General features: G+C 59.2%; 10 protein-coding genes. 7 read left to right on the forward strand and 3 right to left on the reverse strand.

Annotation, left to right across the window (positions count from 1 at the left end):
- The first annotated feature begins 8 nt into the window (after positions 1–8).
- The 4 genes from aceF (at position 9) to msrA (ending at position 6885) form a co-directional block, all read left to right on the forward strand.
- Positions 9–1646 carry a dihydrolipoyllysine-residue acetyltransferase gene (gene aceF, locus KO536_RS14110; protein ID WP_219262160.1) on the forward strand — a complete coding sequence of 546 codons (1638 nt, stop codon included), beginning with the start codon at positions 9–11 and terminating at the stop codon, positions 1644–1646.
- Positions 1647–1915: 269 nt separating this feature from the next.
- On the forward strand, positions 1916–3301 hold the full coding sequence (locus KO536_RS14115) for an alkaline phosphatase D family protein (RefSeq protein ID WP_219262161.1): 1386 nt from the start codon (positions 1916–1918) through the stop codon (positions 3299–3301).
- A gap of 175 nt (positions 3302–3476) precedes the next feature.
- The gene (locus tag KO536_RS14120) at positions 3477–6170 is read left to right on the forward strand and encodes a bifunctional diguanylate cyclase/phosphodiesterase (RefSeq protein ID WP_219262162.1); all 2694 of its coding nucleotides are present in this window, start codon (positions 3477–3479) and stop codon (positions 6168–6170) included.
- Positions 6171–6237: 67 nt separating this feature from the next.
- Positions 6238–6885, forward strand: a complete 648-nt coding sequence (gene msrA / locus KO536_RS14125; protein ID WP_133076699.1) for a peptide-methionine (S)-S-oxide reductase MsrA — start codon at positions 6238–6240, stop codon at positions 6883–6885.
- 128 nt (positions 6886–7013) lie between these two features.
- Here the strand turns inward: msrA and KO536_RS14130 are convergent, their stop codons facing one another.
- Entirely contained in the window at positions 7014–7850 is an 837-nt protein-coding gene (locus KO536_RS14130) for a 23S rRNA (adenine(2030)-N(6))-methyltransferase RlmJ (protein ID WP_219262163.1), read from the reverse strand.
- Positions 7851–8019: 169 nt separating this feature from the next.
- Entirely contained in the window at positions 8020–9507 is a 1488-nt protein-coding gene (putP, locus tag KO536_RS14135; protein WP_133076701.1) for a sodium/proline symporter PutP, read from the reverse strand.
- A gap of 458 nt (positions 9508–9965) precedes the next feature.
- On the opposite strand from putP, the gene putA reads away from it, so the two are divergent.
- Positions 9966–13919, forward strand: coding sequence for a trifunctional transcriptional regulator/proline dehydrogenase/L-glutamate gamma-semialdehyde dehydrogenase (putA, locus tag KO536_RS14140; protein WP_219262164.1), 3954 nt, complete (start codon positions 9966–9968; stop codon positions 13917–13919).
- 87 nt (positions 13920–14006) lie between these two features.
- Here putA and KO536_RS14145 read toward each other — a convergent pair whose 3' ends face one another.
- Positions 14007–14951: a hypothetical protein gene (locus KO536_RS14145; protein ID WP_219262165.1), complete on the reverse strand. Its 945-nt coding sequence runs from the start codon at positions 14949–14951 to the stop codon at positions 14007–14009.
- Between KO536_RS14145 and KO536_RS14150 the strand changes: the two genes are divergently transcribed.
- Together KO536_RS14150 and mscK are read left to right on the forward strand one after the other, a co-directional pair.
- Positions 14935–16677 (forward strand): potassium/proton antiporter, encoded by a 1743-nt coding sequence (locus KO536_RS14150; RefSeq protein WP_133076704.1) that lies wholly within the window; start codon positions 14935–14937, stop codon positions 16675–16677. The two genes, KO536_RS14145 and KO536_RS14150, sit on opposite strands and share 17 nt — an antisense overlap.
- Before the next feature lie 35 nt (positions 16678–16712).
- Positions 16713–20060 (forward strand): mechanosensitive channel MscK, encoded by a 3348-nt coding sequence (mscK, locus tag KO536_RS14155; protein WP_133076705.1) that lies wholly within the window; start codon positions 16713–16715, stop codon positions 20058–20060.
- The last annotated feature ends 94 nt before the right edge of the window (positions 20061–20154 follow it).

Below are 20154 nucleotides of genomic sequence, written 5' to 3' on the forward strand. Positions count from 1 at the left end.
GAATATTTGTGAGCGAACTCATTCGAGTACCTGACATCGGCAGCGGCGACGGCGAAGTCATCGAGCTGTTTGTAAAAGTCGGCGACCGTATCGAAGCCGATCAGAGCATCCTGACGCTGGAATCGGACAAGGCGAGCATGGAAATCCCTGCTCCTAAAGCCGGTATCGTCAAAAGCCTGAAGATCAAGCTGGGCGACCGCTTGAAAGAAGGCGACGAATTGCTGGAACTGGAAGTCGAGGGCGCCGCTGCGGCGCCTGAAGCTGCAGCCCCTGCAGCGGCTCCGGCCGCAGCCGAACAACCTGCTGCTGCCCCTGCTGCCGAGGCCCCTGCGGCCCCGGCTGCACCTGCCGCTGCCACCATCCAGGACATCCACGTCCCGGATATCGGCTCGTCGGGCAAGGCCAAAATCATCGAAGTCCTGGTCAAGGCCGGCGATACCGTTGAGGCTGATCAATCGTTGATCACCCTCGAATCCGACAAGGCCAGCATGGAAATTCCATCGCCAGCCGCCGGTGTGGTTGAGAGCATTTCGGTCAAGCTGGATGACGAAGTCGGCACTGGCGATTTCATCCTCAAGCTCAAGGTTGCCGGCACTGCTGCGCCAGCAGCTCCAGCTCAGGCTGCTCCTGCTCCTGCTGCGGCAAAAGCTGAAGCGCCTGCTGCTGCCCCGGCACCGGCCGCCAAAGCCGAGGCAGCACCTGCCCCGGCCGCCGCGCCTGCGCCAAAGGGTGCCAAAGTTCACGCCGGCCCGGCCGTGCGTCAACTGGCCCGCGAATTCGGCGTCGAGCTGAGCGCGGTCAGCCCAACCGGCCCACACGGTCGTGTGATCAAGGAAGACGTGCAGGCTTACGTCAAAACCATGATGCAGAAGGCCAAGGAAGCTCCGGCTGCAGGCGCTACCGGCGGTGCCGGTATTCCGCCAATCCCGGTTGTGGACTTCAGCCGCTTCGGCGAAGTTGAAGAAGTGGCCATGACTCGCCTGATGCAAATCGGCGCGTCGAGCCTGCACCGCAGCTGGCTGAACATCCCGCACGTGACTCAGTTCGACCAGGCTGACATCACCGAGCTGGAAGCCTTCCGCGTTGCGCAAAAAGCCGTCGCAGAAAAAGCCGGTGTGAAACTGACCGTACTGCCTCTGCTGCTCAAGTCCTGCGCGCACCTGCTCAAGGAAATGCCGGACTTCAACAGCTCGCTGGCGCCAAGCGGCAAAGCGATCATCCGCAAGAAGTACGTCAACATCGGCTTCGCCGTTGACACCCCGGATGGCCTGCTGGTCCCTGTGATCAAGAACGTTGATCAGAAGAGCCTGCTGCAACTGGCTGCTGAAGCGGCTGCGCTGGCTGCCAAGGCCCGCGACAAGAAGCTCACCGCAGACGACATGCAAGGCGCGTGCTTCACCATTTCCAGCCTCGGTCACATTGGCGGCACCGGCTTCACGCCGATCGTCAACGCACCGGAAGTGGCGATCCTCGGCGTTTCCAAGGCAACCATCCAGCCTGTCTGGGACGGCAAAGCCTTCCAGCCGAAGCTGATGCTGCCACTGTCGCTGTCCTACGATCACCGTGTGATCAACGGCGCCGCTGCTGCACGCTTCACCCAGCGTCTGAGCCAGTTGCTGGGCGACATCCGCACGATCCTGCTGTAAGCCCCGCCCCGGCCTTCCTCACCGAAGGCCGGGGTAGCGCACTGTTTTCCGAGCGCCACGCTCGTACCTCAACCCCGCCATTTGGCGGGGCTTTTTTTGCCTGCGATTCAGCCATTCCCATACACACAATCTCCCACCACTCGCACCAGCGCCGCACTACAACCCACGCAGAATCCAGGAGTGGGTAGCTTCCCCCTGCGACTTCTACGGTTAACCAAAGGACTTTAACCGCGCGACAAATAGCGCCTTACATCAGAAAGGATTTCGATGTGAACAGACCTACCGTAGGCCCGATTCTGGGATTTACCACTGCACAACACGCCCGTATTTTTGTACGCGGCGCATCCGATAAAAAAAACGCTGTATTCGCGGGCATCCGGCATCGAAAGGTCGGTCAAAGCCAGTGGTCAGCAGGCGTGTACTCAAGGCTGAGCACTGAGTTCGACATGTCCGACACCCTGGTCCTGAGCGGGCTGAGCGCCGACACCCGCTACGAATACCAGGCAGGCTGGTTCTCCACCGAGCGCCAGGACCACACACCCGAAACCGTCAAGCTGATCCCGCTCAAGTGGCCGCCACACCTTTACACTTTCAAGACCACGTCCAACCAACCCAGCCGTATACGTCGCTATGTCACAGGCTCGTGCCGCTACCTCAGGCTGACGGCAGGCATACCTTCGGCCCCCGAACTGGGGGACAGAATCTTCAGTGCCATTGGCTCGCTGAACCAGCAGCGGCCCCTCGATGCCGTCGTGATGACCGGCGACCAGGTGTATGTCGACGACCTGAATGTCCTGTTGCCAGACCGAGAATTCGCTGCCATCAGCAAAAAATACCAGGCGGCGTTTTCACAACCCCATATCCGCAACCTGATGTCGGGCACGCCGACCTACATGATGCTCGACGACCACGAAATCGAGGATAACTGGCCAGCCAATCAGAACAGTACTGATCGAAAGCTCTACAACAACGCCATGACGGCTTATGAGATCTATCAATGCAGCCACGGTCCCGCACACGAACTGCGGCCCGATGGACGCATCAACCGCGATCTGAAGCACTACTGGTACTCATTTGGAGACGGCGATATCGACTGGTTTGTCATGGACTGCCGCACTGAACGCACCCTGTCCGGCAATGCCAAAAGCATGATTGGCACCCAGCAGGAATACGCACTGATGAAATGGCTGATCAACAGCACGGCCAAGGTGAAGTTCATCGTCAGCAGCGTCATGTTCATGCCCGATCAACAGCGCGGCGATGACGGCTGGAAGGCATTCGCGGCGCAGCGCAACCGGATACTTGAAACCATTCGCTCCAACGCCATCAAAAACGTGGTGTTCGTCTCCGGTGACATTCATGGCTCTCTGACTTGCCAACTGCGCCACAGCAAAAGCCCGGGGTTTGTCGTACACAGCATCGTGTCTTCACCCTTGTGCAATACCAAGCTGCTGCCGTATGCCAAAGCCCGTGACCTGATCGTCAACGGCCCCCTGACGACGATCGGTACAGGCACTTACTCGCTCACACTCACCAGCCGAGTGGTGAGCGAGGACAACTTCGCCTGCCTGACCATTGAAGGCCAGAAGCTCAAGGTCGATTTTCACAATAACAATGGCCAAATCATCGAGTCAGCGACCATTACGCTGACATAAGTGCTAAACCTTGTGGGTCGGCCTGCAGAAATCCGTTGGCCGGCCGATAAGCCCCTATAGCACTTAGCCTTTATGTTCACTTGTCAGCGCCGTGAGCATGATGCAACCTTGCCGCAAACCACAGAAACAGGGTGACAGCCCGTGCGCAATCCGCATTTGTGAAGCGAGTGCCCCAATGAAAAGCCAACCCGATGCTGCCCCGCGGATGGCAGCCGAGGTCGTAACCCAGCTCCCCGTGCCTTCCAGACTTGGCATGCTGCGTTTCGAACGGCTGAACGAAGCCAGCTGGGCCATGTTCTACCTCGACCCTCACTGCGAACGCCAATTCGGTGTACCCGCGGCAGAGCTGTGCGCGCTGGTTGGCTCGCCCTATGCCAGCTTGATGGAGCCCCAGGCCCGCTATCGACTGCACGATGCCATTGAGTACCAGCTCAGAACCAGCCACCACTACGTGGTGCATTACACCTTGCACACCGCTCTCGGCCCACTGAACCTGATGGAGCTGGGCGAAGCGTACAAGCAGCACAACCGTCACTTCTTGCGCGGCTACCTGCTCGCGGTTGAAGACAGCGCTGCCAGCCCATTGCCGGCGCCTGTGGCCGAGCTTGAGACCCAAAACAGTCGCCTGCAGATCGCACTGGCACTTAATCAGCGCGCCCAACACGATCAGCTCCAGCACCTGGAGCGCGTACGCGCTCAGCAGGATTTAATTCTGCGTCTGGCTCGCCACCGGTACAGCCAGCACAACTCGCTGCAAGAAGCCGCCGAACTGATCACACGCAGTGCCTGCGACATTTATCAAATCGACGGGGCCAGCCTGTGGAACCTCGAAGGCAGCCAGTTGGTGCCGGTTTCAGCTTTCCAGCACGAGACCCAGGCACACATCGCACAAGATATCTTCGACGCCAGCCTCTTCCCCGACTACCTCGAAGCCTTGCACACCAGCCGCTCGATCGACGCCCAGAATGCCAGTCGCGACCCGCGTACCCGCAAGCTGGTGGAAAGCCTGGGGCGATGCGAAGCCAGTGCCATGCTCGATGCAGGCATACGCATCGATGGGCAGGTCGTCGGCGTCCTGTGCCTGGAACAAATCGGCAAAACACGCATCTGGCAGGCGGATGAGATCGCCTTTGCCGGCGAACTGGCCGACCAGTTTGCCCAGGTCATCAACAACCACAATCGACGGACCGCCACCAACGCCCTGCGCCTGTTCCAGCGTGCGGTCGAGCAAAGCGCCAACGCCTTTTTGCTGGTCAACTGCGACGGCGTGGTGGAATACGCAAACCCCAGCTTTACCGCCATCACCCAGTACAGCACCGAGGAAGTCCAGGGCCACAAGCTGTCCGAGCTACCCGCGCTGGAAAACCTCAGCGAGTTACTCTTCGATGCCCATTCAAGCCTGAGCAATGGCAACAGCTGGCAGGGTGAGTTCAAAAGTCGGCGTAAAAACCTGGAGCCCTACTGGGGCCAGATGTCGATCTCCAAGGTCTATGACGACAACCGGGAACTGACCCACTACATCGGTATTTACGAAGACATCACCGACGCCAAGCTGGCGCAGCAGCGTATCGAGCGCCTCGCTTACACCGACAACCTGACCAATCTGGGCAATCGCCCGGCTTTTATCCGCAGCCTCGACGAGCGTTTCGCCCGCAACAGCAGCACACAGGTTTGCCTGTTACTGGTGGACATCGACAACTTCAAACGCATCAACGACAGCCTCGGCCACCAGACCGGTGACAAGCTGCTGATCAGCCTGGCCCGCCGCCTGCGCAACAGCCTGAGCCCCAGCGACGGTCTGGCGCGCTTTGCCAGTAATGAATTCGCGGTACTGCTGGACGACACAGACCTGGTGACAGGCCAGCAGATTGCCAGCCAACTGCTGATGACCCTCGACAAGCCGATGTTCGTCGACAACCAGTTGATCAGCGTTACCGGCTCGGTCGGTGTGTCCTGTGCCCCCTTGCACGGCCGCGACCCGCAAACCCTGATGCGCAACGCAGGCCTGGCGCTGCACAAGGCCAAAGCCTGCGGCAAGCATCAGGTGCAAGTGTTCACTGAAGCCCTGAATGCCGAAGCAAGCTACAAGCTGTTTGTCGAAAACAACCTGCGCCGTGCCCTCACGCAAAATGAACTCGAAGTGTTTTATCAGCCCAAGCTGTGCCTTCGCACCGGGCGATTGCTGGGCATGGAAGCCCTGCTGCGCTGGAACCACCCCAAGAACGGAATGATCCGCCCGGACCAGTTCATCAGCGTGGCCGAAGAAACAGGGCTGATCATTCCCATCGGCAAATGGGTCGCCCGCCAGTCCTGTCGAATGAGCAAGCAACTGAGCCTGGCCGGGCTGGGTAATCTGCAAGTGGCGATCAACGTCTCACCCAAGCAGTTTTCCGACCCGGACCTGGTGGCCTCGATTGCCAGCATCCTCAAGGAAGAACAGCTCCCGGCCGCACTGCTGGAGCTGGAACTGACCGAAGGCTTGCTGCTGGAAGCCACCGACGACACCCGCCTGCAACTCGATCAGCTGAAGAAGCTCGGCCTGACCCTGGCAATGGACGATTTCGGCACCGGCTACTCTTCGCTCAGCTACTTGAAGAAATTTCCGATCGACATCATCAAGATCGACCGCAGCTTCATCAAAGACATCCCCGACAACCAGAACGACATGGAGATCACCTCCGCCGTGATCGCCATGGCCCACAACCTCAAGCTCAAAGTGGTTGCCGAGGGCATTGAAACCGCTGCACAGTTGGCATTCCTGCGCCGCCATCGTTGTGATGTGGGCCAGGGCTATCTGTTCGATCGTCCGATCCCCGGCAGCGAACTGATAGAAAAGCTCAAGCGTTACCCCCGTGGCCCCGTGGCCTGACAGCGCGGCAACACTCGGGCACACTAGCGGCCTGACTTCCTACACTCTGACTGAGAGGACTTGAACCATGGTCTTGCGCTCGGAAATCCTGGTGAATAAAAACGTGCTCCCTACTAAAGAACAAGCCCTGCCGGGCCGCGACACCCACGTACAGCTGCCGGAAACCCACTACGTCACCGGCGAGCCGCTACTGGGCCCGTTTTCGAAGAATGTGGACTTTGCGATTTTTGGCCTGGGCTGTTTTTGGGGTGCAGAACGCAAGTTCTGGGAACGTGAAGGCGTGGTCAGCACCGTTGTGGGCTATGCGGGCGGCTACACACCAAACCCGACTTACGAAGAAGTCTGCTCGGGCCTGACCGGCCACACTGAAGTGGTGCTGGTGGTCTACGAACCAGAAATCGTCAGCTACAAGCAATTGCTGGCCATGTTCTGGGAACTGCATAACCCGACCCAGGGCATGCGTCAGGGCAACGACATCGGCACCCAGTACCGCTCGGTGATCTACTGCACCACCCCTGAACAACTTGAGCAGGCACTGGAGAGCAAAAAAGTGTTCCAGGCCGAACTGGACAAGGCTGGCCTGGGCACCATCACCACTGAAATAGAGCAGGCGCCTACGGTCTACTTCGCCGAGGCATACCACCAGCAATACCTGGCGAAAAACCCGCAAGGCTATTGCGGCATTGGCGGCACCGGCGTGACCTGCCCGATTTGATCAAAGGCTACTCCTGTAGTCGCTGACGAGGAACGAGACTGCGATGGGTTGCGAAGCAGCCCCGGCATTCTGGAGGTCCTTCGGCCCTTTTCGCAGCCTCGTACCTCGTCAGCGACTACAACATCAGCTTACTCAGCGATCAACCATTCCATCTGCCAGCCACCCTGGGTTTGCCCCAGTTTCTTGGCCAGCCACGGCAGCAGTTCACGCAGTTCTTCTTCCAGACCCCAAGGCGGATTGGCAATCACCAAGCCCGAGCCATTGAGGCTGTTGGGCGTATCCAGTGGATGCACGAACAATTCGACCTGCAGCAGTTTCGGTGCGCCCGAACCCGCCAGGTCCTGATAAAAACGGCGCAACTGGCGCTTGTCCTTAATCGGATACCAGATCGCCACCACGGTCTGACGCATACGGCTGATCGCGTCTTTCAACGATTCCGCGCAGCGTTTCATCTCGTCCAGTTTCTCGAACGGCGGGTCGATCAACATCAGCCCGCGCTTCTCGGCCACCGGCAGCAGCGCCCGCGGCACATGCCAGCCTTCGCCCAAATGCACGGCTACACGGCGATCGCCTTTCATGTTGTCCTTGAGCAACACACCGTCTTCGGGGTGTTTTTCGTTCAACAGCACGCGATCCTGGGAACGGGTCAGGCGACGCGCCCACTCCGGCGAACCCGGGTAATAGCGCAACTCGCCATCGGGGTTCATCTTGTGCAGCACTTGCATGTAGTCATCAGTCACTGCAGGCAGGTCTTTCTGGCCCCACAACCGTGCGATGCCTTCCAGATACTCACCCGTACGGCTGGCCTGATCGCCCTTGAGGTCGTACAGACCAATACCGGCGTGGGTATCGAGGTAGGCAAAAGGCTGCTCTTTGCGCGACATCAGGGCGATGAGGCGGGTCAAGACGATATGTTTGAAGACGTCGGCATGGTTGCCGGCGTGGAAGGCGTGACGATAGTTCATGGTTGCTCCTGCGCAGGGGGCGAAGTTTACCTTGTACACAACCTGACGTCAGGTGGCAGGCCGATTTTCCGAGATACGGTGAGCAAGGCCCAGGCAAAAAAAACGGCCCGTCTCACCTGGAGACGGGCCGTTTCAGTACACCTTCAAGTCAGCGCATGCGCTTACCCGATCAGTGGTTCTGCTGGAAATCCTTCTCGGCAGCATTGAAGCGCTCAACCATGCCCTTGCTTGGGCCTTTGCCCGCAAGGCTCACCAGCACGATGGCCAGGCTGGCCAGAATGAAGCCCGGGATGATTTCGTACAGGCCGAACAGTGCGAAATGCTTCCACACGATCACGGTAAACGCACCCACCAAAATACCGGCCAATGCGCCATTACGGGTCATGCCTTTCCACAGTACCGAGATCAGCACCACTGGACCGAACGCAGCACCAAAGCCTGCCCACGCGTAGCTCACCAGACCCAATACACGGTTTTCCGGGTTGGAAGCCATCGCGATAGCGATCAAGGCAACCACCAGCACCATGATCCGGCCCACCCATACCAGCTCAAGCTGGGAGGCGTTTTTGCGCAGGAAGGATTTGTAGAAGTCTTCGGTCAGTGCGCTGGAGCACACCAGCAACTGGCAGCTCAGGGTGCTCATTACCGCAGCCAGAATGGCCGACAGCAGTACACCGGCAATCCACGGGTTGAACAGCAACTTGGCCAGTTCGATGAACACGCGCTCAGGGTTTTCGTTCACAGGACCTGCCACTTCCGGGTGAGCCGAGAAGTAAGCGATACCGAAGAAACCTACAGCCACCGTACCGGCCAGACACAGGATCATCCAGGTCATGGAGATGCGACGTGCGTTGGCAATCGACTTGACCGAATCAGCGGCCATGAAACGCGCCAGGATGTGGGGCTGGCCAAAGTAACCCAGGCCCCAGCCCATCAGCGAGATGATGCCGATAAAGGACGTGCCCTTGAGCATGTCGAAGTTGCTTGGGTCGTTGGCCTCGATGGCCAGGAACGTCGTGTCTACGCCGCCAGTGGCCAGCAGTACGATGATGGGCGTCAGGATCAGCGCAAAAATCATCAGGGTGGCTTGAACGGTGTCAGTCCAGCTCACGGCCAGGAAGCCGCCGATAAAGGTGTAGGCAATGGTCGCCGCAGCGCCGGCCCACAAGGCTGATTCATAAGACATGCCGAACGTGCTTTCGAACAGACGGGCACCGGCCACGATGCCGGAAGCGCAGTAGATGGTGAAGAACACCAGAATCACGATGGCCGAAATAATCCGCAGCAAGCCGCTGTGGTCTTCAAAACGGCTGGAGAAGTAATCCGGCAGGGTCAGCGCATCACCGTTGTGCTCGGTCTGCACCCGCAGGCGACCGGCAACAAACAACCAGTTCAGGTAAGCACCGGCCACCAGGCCGATGGCGATCCAGCTTTCCGACAGACCGGACATGTAGATCGCGCCCGGCAAACCCATCAACAACCAGCCGCTCATGTCGGAGGCGCCAGCAGACAATGCAGTGACAACGCTGCCCAGGCTGCGGCCACCGAGAATATAGTCAGAAAGGTTGTTGGTGGAGCGATAGGCCATGAGGCCAATCAGCACCATTGCCGCGATATAGATCACGAACGTGATCAGGGTTGGGTTACTAACACTCATTGATAAAGCCCTGGCATTGTTTTTATGTTTAGCGGCGGTCTGGCCGTACGCTCACAAACGTCCTGTTTGAGACGATCAACCTTGCCGCGCATTTATGACTGATGTTTCCCCAGGAAACCCATCAGCCGATGAACCCGTCTTTTAGCAGGTTGCACCTTGGGCGCGAATGCTATGCAACAAACCAAATAAGGTGCAACCAGTTTCTACCGCACAAGTTGCACCTTGTCGTCTTTTCAACCCAATTCGATGTTTTTGCTCCTTTTCGGAGCTAAAACGGCGCAAATCCAATTAAAAAGCACCGCACCAGTGCGCCCATCCCGCCTTGCTCAAAAATTCCTGACGAAGCGTAGAACAATCCGCAAAAAAACGGGTTGCACTAGGTTGCACCTCTTTCAGCGCAGCGCTAATCTTGCCGCCAGCTGCTGCCACGCAAATGTGGCACCCATGAGGATAAAAATATGGCTACCACCACCCTTGGGGTCAAACTTGACGACCCTACCCGCGAGCGCCTCAAGGCTGCCGCGACCTCGATTGATCGCACGCCTCACTGGCTGATCAAGCAGGCAATCTTCAATTACCTGGAAAAACTCGAGGGTGGTGCAACCCTGACCGAGTTGAGCGGTATCCCTGGCAGCGCCAGCGATGACGCCGACGACGTGCACGCCGATCACGCGCATCAGTGCTTCCTGGAATTTGCAGAAAGCATCCTGCCCCAGTCCGTACTGCGTGCCGCGATCACCTCCGCTTATCGCCGCCCGGAACCCGAAGTGGTCCCGATGCTGCTGGAGCAAGCACGCCTGCCTGCCCCAATGGCCGAAGCCACCCAGACCCTGGCCGCCTCGATTGCCGAAAAACTGCGCAATCAGAAGAGCGCCGGTGGCCGCGCCGGTATCGTGCAAGGCTTGCTGCAAGAATTCTCCCTGTCGTCCCAGGAAGGCGTGGCGCTGATGTGCCTGGCCGAAGCGCTGCTGCGTATCCCGGACAAAGGCACCCGTGACGCCCTGATCCGCGACAAGATCAGCACCGGCAACTGGCACCCGCACCTGGGCAACAGCCCTTCGCTGTTCGTCAACGCCGCGACCTGGGGCCTGTTGCTGACCGGCAAGCTGGTATCGACCCACAACGAAGCAGGCCTGACCTCCTCCCTGAGCCGCATCATCGGCAAAAGCGGCGAGCCGATGATCCGCAAGGGCGTCGACATGGCCATGCGCCTGATGGGCGAGCAGTTTGTGACCGGCGAAACCATCGCCGAAGCCCTGGCCAACGCCACGCGCTTTGAAGCCAAGGGCTTTCGTTATTCCTACGACATGCTCGGCGAAGCTGCACTGACCGAACATGACGCCCAGAAGTACCTCGCGTCCTACGAGCAAGCCATCCACTCGATCGGCAAAGCGTCCCACGGCCGTGGCATTTATGAAGGCCCGGGCATTTCGATCAAGCTGTCGGCCCTGCACCCGCGCTACAGCCGCGCCCAGTACGAGCGCGTCATGGACGAGCTGTACCCGCGCCTGCTGTCGCTGACCTTGCTGGCCAAGAAGTACGACATCGGCCTCAATATTGACGCCGAAGAAGCTGACCGCCTCGAAATCTCCCTCGACCTGCTGGAGCGCCTGTGCTTCGAGCCGCAACTGGCGGGCTGGAACGGCATCGGCTTCGTGATTCAGGCTTACCAGAAGCGCTGCCCTTACGTGATCGACTACGTGATCGACCTGGCTCGCCGCAGCCGTCATCGCCTGATGATCCGCCTGGTGAAAGGCGCGTACTGGGACAGCGAAATCAAGCGCGCCCAGGTCGAAGGCCTGGAAGGCTATCCGGTCTACACCCGCAAGGTGTACACCGACGTGTCCTACCTCGCTTGCGCGAAAAAACTGCTGGCCGTACCCGAAGCCATCTACCCGCAGTTCGCCACTCACAACGCCCAAACGTTGTCGGCGATTTACCACATCGCGGGTCAGAACTACTACCCGGGCCAGTACGAGTTCCAATGCCTGCACGGCATGGGCGAACCGCTCTACGAACAGGTTGTAGGTAAAGTTTCCGAAGGCAAGCTGAACCGTCCGTGCCGTGTGTACGCTCCAGTCGGCACCCACGAAACACTGCTGGCTTACCTTGTTCGACGCTTGCTGGAAAACGGTGCGAACACCTCGTTCGTTAACCGCATCGCCGACCACACGATCGCGATCCACCAGTTGGTGGCCGACCCGGTGAGCCAGATCGAGCAGATGGCCACGGCCGAAGGCGGCTTCGGCTTGCCGCACCCGCGCATCCCGCTGCCGCGTGACCTGTACGGTAGCGAACGCGCCAACTCCAGCGGCATCGACATGTCCAACGAACACCGCTTGGCGTCGTTGTCCTGCGCCTTGCTGGCCACAGCCCACAACGACTGGAAAGCCGCGCCGATGCTCGGTTGCGATTCCAGCAGCGAAACGCCTGCGGCGGTACTCAACCCGGCTGACCTGCGTGACGTGGTGGGCTATGTGCAAGAAGCCACCGTTGAAGACGCCGACAACGCTATCCAGTGCGCCCTGAGCGCCGCACCGATCTGGCAGGCCACCCCGCCCGCCGAACGCGCTGCGATCCTGGAACGCGCCGCCGACCTGATGGAAGGCGAGATCCAGCCACTGATGGGCCTGCTGGCCCGTGAAGCTGGCAAGACCTTTGCCAACGCCATCGCCGAAGTGCGCGAAGCCGTCGACTTCCTGCGTTACTACGCGGTACAGGCTCGCAACGATTTCACCAACGATGCCCATCGCCCGCTGGGCCCGGTGGTCTGCATCAGCCCGTGGAACTTCCCGCTGGCCATCTTCAGCGGCCAGGTGGCTGCGGCACTGGCTGCCGGCAACCCGGTACTGGCCAAGCCTGCGGAACAAACCCCGCTGGTGGCCGCCCAGGCCGTGCGCATCATGCTCGAAGCAGGCATCCCGCAAGGCGTGCTGCAGTTGCTGCCGGGCCGTGGTGAAACGGTTGGCGCACGCCTGGTCGGCGACGATCGGGTCAAAGGCGTGATGTTCACCGGCTCCACCGAAGTTGCACGATTGCTGCAACGCAACGTGGCAGGCCGCCTGGATGCTCAAGGCCGTCCTATCCCGCTGATCGCCGAAACCGGCGGCCAGAACGCCATGATCGTCGACTCCTCGGCGCTGACCGAACAAGTGGTTATCGACGTTGTGTCTTCGGCCTTCGACAGCGCCGGTCAGCGTTGCTCGGCCCTGCGTGTACTGTGCCTGCAGGAAGACTCGGCAGACCGCGTCATCGAAATGCTCAAAGGTGCCATGGCCGAATCGCGCATGGGTAATCCTGAACGCCTGAACGTAGACATTGGCCCGGTGATCGACGCCGAAGCCAAGGCCGGGATCGAGCAACACATCCAGGGCATGCGCGACAAAGGCCGCACTGTTTACCAGATGGCCATTGCCGACATCGAAGAATGCAAGCGCGGCACCTTCGTCATGCCGACCCTGATTGAACTGGAGAGCTTCGACGAACTGGAACGCGAGATCTTCGGGCCCGTGCTGCACGTGGTGCGCTACAAGCGCAAAGACATCGACCAGTTGATCGCACAGATCAACGCTTCGGGTTACGGCCTGACGCTGGGCGTACACACCCGCATCGACGAAACCATTGCCAAAGTGGTCAACAACGTCAACGCCGGTAACGTCTACGTCAACCGCAACATCGTGGGTGCCGTGGTCGGCGTGCAACCGTTCGGCGGCGAAGGCTTGTCGGGCACAGGCCCGAAAGCCGGTGGCCCGCTGTACCTGTACCGCCTGCTGTCGACCCGCCCGGGCAATGCGATCGAACAATCGTTCGCCAAGGTCGATGCCATCAGCGCGCCGGATACCCAGGCTCGCGAAGCCCTGAGCAAACCGCTCAGTGCCCTGCACACCTGGGCAACCGGCAACCAGCAACCGGCGCTGGCCGAACTGTGCACCGAGTACGCTGCGCACTCGCAAAGCGGCATCACTCGCCTGCTCAACGGCCCGACCGGCGAACGCAACAGCTACGCCATTCTGCCGCGCGAACACGTGTTGTGCCTGGCTGAAGTGGAAAGCGACCTGCTGACCCAACTGGCTGCCGTACTGGCCGTAGGCAGCACCGCGGTACTGCCGCAAAGCGAACTGGCCAAGGCCTTGTACGCCCGTCTGCCAAAAGAAGTGCAGGCACGCATCACCCTGGTGGCTGACTGGACCAAGGACGACGTGATCTTCGACGCCGTCCTACACCACGGTGACTGTGATCAGTTGCGTGACGTGTGCAAGCAAGTGGCCCAGCGCGCAGGCGCCATCGTTGGCGTGCAAGGTCTGTCCCAAGGCGAAACCAACATCGCCCTGGAACGCCTGGTGATCGAGCGCGCACTGAGCGTCAACACCGCTGCTGCTGGCGGTAACGCGAGCTTGATGACCATCGGCTGATGGTTTGATCGGGCAATAAAAAACCGGGCACCCGAAGGGGTTGCCCGGTTTTTTTATGCGTTGAGGCTTTGCAAACGTAAAGAGGGCTCAGATCTTGAGATTAATTGCGGTGAAAAAAATGATAATCCAACCTAACCATAAATAGCCAAACACCCCTGCCCAGATACCGTTGGCAAACGACAGAGTCGAATTACTATGGCCTTCGGGGTCGGCTTCCAAAAAATTGATAGCTCTCTGGGCACCTGCCAGTAAAAAACCGAGTACGCCTAAGATCATGACATTGACGACAACTAGCCACGCAGGAATAAAGGTGGCATTACCTATCACTGAAAAAATAATGCACACGACTGTTATGGCCAAAATCAATGCTCCACGCATGACTGGGGACCACTCGTAAGCTCGTCCCGACTCACTCAGTGACTTTTGGACTTTAGAGAACAAGGAGAAAATCATTAACGCCCCGAAAAAAGCACGAACTGCCGGCCAAACCTTGATTCCAGTCGCCAACCGATACTGCTTCCAGTGCTCGTAAAACCAGACAATCGAATAAAGCCCCATCGTCATGAAATACAGAACCATGAATTTCTTCACGGAAATCACAAAGAACGTGTGCGCACTCTGAGCAGGTGTTGATTCTTCTGAGTCAGGATTATCTTTTTTCAATAGAGATAACGGCATTTTTTCGCCCCGCAGAGTTAAATTGAGGCGGAAGTAGACAAAATAAGCCCAACAATGAAATGCAGTCCGCATCTCGTAATTTCGTCGGAAGATGCCCTGATACCCACCATACTGTGCACATGCCGGTATCCAACCATCGCCGTTAGCCATGTCAGAAATGAAAAGACACTGCGCCAACGCATCAGATGCAGCGTGGTAAGCCTGCTTGGATTTGGAAGACAGCCGCCCCGCACAAAACCTTTTTGACAGCCCGCCAATAACGCAGGTTAGAATCGCTGGCACGCAGACTGCATGAGCCGTTTGCGCCCTGTCTTTTGAGCTTTCTGGAGTACTGCCTTTGAATGCGACGACCATCAACAGCCTGTTCTTGATCGGCGCGTTGCTGGTAGGTGCAAGCATTCTGGTAAGTTCTCTGTCCTCGCGTCTGGGCATCCCGATTCTGGTCATCATCCTTGCGGTGGGCATGACTGCGGGTGTCGATGGCGGCGGCATTATTTTTGACAACTACCCCACCGCCTATCTGGTGGGCAACCTCGCCCTCGCGGTGATTTTGCTCGACGGCGGCCTGCGTACGCGGGTCTCCAGTTTCCGCGTGGCGTTATGGCCTGCGTTGTCGCTGGCGACCGTGGGGGTAATGATCACCACCGGGCTGACCGGCATGATGGCCGCCTGGCTGTTCAACCTCAATTTGATCCAGGGCCTGCTGGTGGGCGCCATTGTCGGTTCGACCGATGCGGCAGCCGTATTCTCGCTGCTGGGCGGCAAGGGCCTGAACGAACGGGTCTCGGCCAGCCTTGAGATCGAATCCGGTAGCAACGACCCGATGGCGGTGTTTCTCACCGTCACCCTGATCGACATGCTCGCCAGCGGCGAGACCGGCCTTCACTGGAGCCTGCTGCTCAACCTGCTGAGTGAGTTCGGTATCGGCGGTGCTGTCGGGCTGGCTGGCGGCTGGCTGATGCTGCAAATGGTCAACCGCATCAACCTGGCCAACGGCTTGTACCCGATTCTGGTCATCGCAGGCGGCCTGGTGGTCTTTGCCCTCACCAACGCCCTGCACGGCAGCGGGTTCCTCGCGGTATACCTGTGCGGCCTGGTGATCGGCAACAGCCCGATCCGCAGCCGTCACGGCATCTTGCACATGCTCGACGGCATGGCATGGCTGGCCCAGATCGGAATGTTCCTGGTGCTGGGCCTGCTGGTCACGCCACACGACTTGCTGCCGATCGCGATTCCGGCCCTGGCACTGGCCCTGTGGATGATCCTGTTCGCACGCCCACTGTCGGTCATGGTGGGCCTGCTGCCCTTCAAAGCGTTCCACGGACGCGAGAAGGCCTTTATTGCCTGGGTGGGCCTGCGCGGTGCGGTACCGATCATTCTGGCGGTGTTCCCGCTGATGGCCGGGCTGCCCAATGCGCAGCTGTATTTCAACCTGGCGTTCTTTATCGTGCTGGTGTCCCTTCTGGTGCAAGGCACCAGCCTGCCCTGGGTCGCCAAGTTGCTCAAAGTGACCGTACCCCCGGACTTGGCACCGGTCTCGCGCTCAGCCCTCGAAGTTCACGTGACCAGCGAGTGGGAACTGTTTGTTTACCGCCTCGACGCACAAAACTGGTGCATCGGTGCGGCCCTGCGTGAACTGAAAATGCCCGAGGGCACCCGTATCGCGGCCCTGTTTCGCGATCAGAAACTGCTCCACCCGTCGGGTAGCACCACCCTCGAAATTGGCGATTTGCTCTGCGTCATCGGTCACGAACACAACTTGCCAGCCCTGGGCAAACTGTTCAGCCAGCCTCCGAGCCGTGGCCTGGATCTGCGCTTTTTTGGCGACTTTGTGCTCGAAGGCGACGCCCAGCTGGGCGCTGTGTCGGCGTTGTATGGCCTGAAGCTGGACGGCATCGACCCCAACATTCCGCTCAGCAGCTTTATTGCGCACAAGGTCGGCGGCGCGCCGGTGGTCGGCGATCAGGTGGAGTGGAACAACACCATCTGGACAGTCGCCGTGATGGAGGGGAACAAGATAGCCAAAGTGGGCGTCAGATTCCCCGAAGGAAGTGCACCGGGGCCCGGGCTGTTCCTCTAAACTCCAACTTTCTGACCTTTGTCTGACCGGTATCTATGCCAACTCTGCGCACGTTCATCGCAACAGTCCTGCTCGGTCTGAGCCTTTGTGTCGGCACGCTACACGCGGCCGAACCGCCTACCTCCGAATCGGTGCAGCAAAGCCTGGACAAAATTGCCGATCGCAAGCTGCCAGATGCAGACCAGAAAGCCCTGCAGGCAGTGCTCCAGCAAACCCTCACCCTGCTGGACAACAAAGCCGATTACGAACAGCGCCTGAACGACGTCAAACAACAGCTCAGCAATGCGCCGCGCCAGACCAGCGAAAACCAGCGTGAACTGGCCCGCCTCAAGGCCAGCAAAGCCCTGCCGGTGGCCCAGCGCTACAGTGATTTGGCCGTGCCGCAGCTGGAGCAAATGCTGGCTGAGCGCACGACGCAGCAGGGCGAACTGCAAAAAGCCCTGGCCATTGCCAACAGCCAGAGCATTGCCGCACAAACCCGCCCGGAAAGGGCTCAGGCCGAAATCAGCACCAGCCAGACGCGTATTCAGCAGATCAACAACATCCTGAAAACCGGTCGTGACAATGGCAAATTGCTCACCCCGGATCAGCGCAACCAGCTCAACGCCGAAGTGGCCTCGCTCACCGCACTGATCGCCCTGCGCCGCCAGGAGCTGGCCGGTAACAGCCTGCTGCAAGACCTGAGCGGCAGCCAGCATGACTTGCTGCTGGAAAAAACCACGCGTCAGGATCAGGAAATCCAGGAGCTGCAAACCCTGATCAACCAGAAGCGTCTGGCGCAGTCGCAGCAGACCGTGACCGAACAATCCATCGAGGCGCAAAAGTCCGGCAGCAGCAGCCTGCTGGCGACCGAAAGCGCGATCAACCTCAAGCTTTCCGACTACCTGCTACGCAGCACCGACCGCCTCAATGAAGTCACCCAGCAGAACCTCGAAACCAAGCAGCAACTGGACAACGTCACCCAGAGCGATCAGGCGCTGGACGAGCAGATCAACGTGCTCAAGGGCAGTTTGCTGCTGTCCAAGATTCTCTATAAGCAGAAACAGGCCCTGCCGCGCCTGCAGAAAATGGACAAGAACCTGGCAGACGAAATCGCCGATATTCGTCTGTATCAGTTTGAAATCAACCAGCAACGGGAGCTGATCAGCAACCCGACGTCCTACGTCGACAACCTGCTGTCGACCCAGCCTGCCGATCAAGTTACCCCTCAACTGCGCAAGACCCTGCTCGAACTGGTCAACACCCGCAGTGACTTGCTGGACCGCCTGAATCGCGAGTTGAGCTCCCTGCTCAACGAATCGATCACGCTGCAACTGAACCAGAAGCAACTGCTCAGCACCGCCCAGAGCCTGCGTGCCACGCTGGACGAGCAAATGTTCTGGATTCCCAGCAACAAGCCCCTGGATCTGGAGTGGCTGGAAACTGCCCCGCGCCAGCTGGAACAGCAAGTCACCACCCTGCCGTGGGGCTCCAGCGTCAGCGAGCTGGCTGAAGGTCTGGTGCAGAGACCACTGTTGTTCCTGCCGTTCTTGCTGGTGGTGGCAGCCTTGCTGTGGAAGCGCCGTTACCTCTACAGCAAATTGAACAAAATCCATCAGGACATTGGTCACTTCAAGCGCGATAGCCAATGGCATACGCCACTGGCCATTCTGATCAATATTCTGCTGGCGATGCCTATTTCGCTGGCTCTGGCGCTGTGCGGCTATGCCCTGCAAACCGATGCCCGTGGCATGAACGCCAATACGGGCGCGGCCCTGATCCAGATGGCCGAAGCCTGGCTGGTGTTCTACACCGCTTACCGGATTCTGGCACCAGGTGGCGTGGCCGAACTGCATTTCCGCTGGGAAAAACCGCTGGTCGCGTTCCTGCAAAACTGGATTCGCAAGCTGGGCTTTGTCGTCCTGGCCCTGGTGGCCGTGGTCGCCTTTGCCGAGCAACAACCCGCTGCACTGGCCGATGACGTACTGGGCATCCTTGTGGTGTTGAGTTGTTATGCCGCCATGGCCTGGTTGCTGTGCCGCCTGCTGCTCAACGACTTCGAGACAGCGACAAAAGCCTATCGCCTGCGCAAATTGCTCGGTTTTGCCTTTGCGCTGTTGCCGCTGGCATTGTTCGTTGCCGTCTGTTTTGGCTACTACTACACCGCGCTCAAACTCAGCGACCGACTGATCAACACCCTCTACCTGCTGATGCTCTGGCTGGTGGTCGAAGCGGCCTTCGTGCGCGGCCTGGCGGTGGCGGCACGGCGCCTGGCCTACCAACGCGCACTGGCCAAACGTCAGGCGGCCAAGGAAGCAGGCGAAGGCAACGACATCATCATTGAAGAACCGACCCTGGACATCGAACAGGTCAACCAACAATCGCTGCGCCTGATTCGCCTGGCCCTGCTGGCGGGCTTTATCGGCATTTTGTACTGGGTCTGGGCCGACCTGATCTCGGTCTTCTCCTACCTCGACAACATCACCCTGTACGAGTACACCAGCGGCACCGGCGCCAACATGAGCATGGTGCCCATCAGCATTGGCGACGTGATCGGTGCACTGGTCATCATCGGCATCAGTATTGCCCTGGCGCGCAACCTGCCCGGGCTGCTGGAAGTGCTGGTGCTGTCTCGCCTCGATCTGGGCCAGGGCAGCGCCTACGCCACCACCACCTTGCTGACTTACGTGATCATCGGCGTAGGCTTCGTGTCCACCCTGTCGACCCTGGGTGTGAGCTGGGACAAGTTGCAATGGCTGGTCGCCGCGCTGTCGGTGGGCCTGGGCTTTGGCATGCAGGAGATTTTCGCCAACTTCATCTCCGGGATCATGATTCTGTTCGAGCGCCCGGTGCGGATTGGCGACACCATCACCATCGGCAACCTGTCGGGCACTGTGAGCAAGATCCGCATCCGTGCGACCACCATCACCGACTTCGACCGCAAAGACATCATCGTCCCGAACAAGACCTTTATCACCGGGCAGCTGATCAACTGGTCCCTGACCGACACCATCACCCGCGTCACCCTCAAACTGGGTGTGGACTACGGTTCGGATCTGGACCTGGTAAAAAGCCTGCTGCTCAAGGCTGCACAAGAGAACCCCCGTGTACTCAAAGACCCTGAGCCGCACGTGTACTTCCTCAACTTCGGCGCCAGCACCCTGGACCACGAACTGCGCATGCACGTCCGTGACCTGGGCGACCGTAACCCGGTGATCGACGAGGTAAACCGCTTTATCAACCGCGAGTTCAAGAACCACCACATCAACATCTCGTTCCAACAGATGGAGGTGTACCTCAAGAACTTGCAGGGTCAGGAATACAAGTTGGTGCCCGTAGGGCCGGAAGTCCCGCCCGAGCCGACACTACCCCCGCAAAAGCCGCAGTTGGGCAAGCTCGACTGACTCAAGGCTGATGCAACCTCTGTGGGAGCTGATTTGCCTGCGATGCAGGCAAATCGGTTTAACTGGCCAAGCCCGTTGATACCATCGCGAGCAA

It is taken from the genome of Pseudomonas sp. NKUCC02_KPG, assembly GCF_019345465.1.
GTDB lineage: Bacteria > Pseudomonadota > Gammaproteobacteria > Pseudomonadales > Pseudomonadaceae > Aquipseudomonas.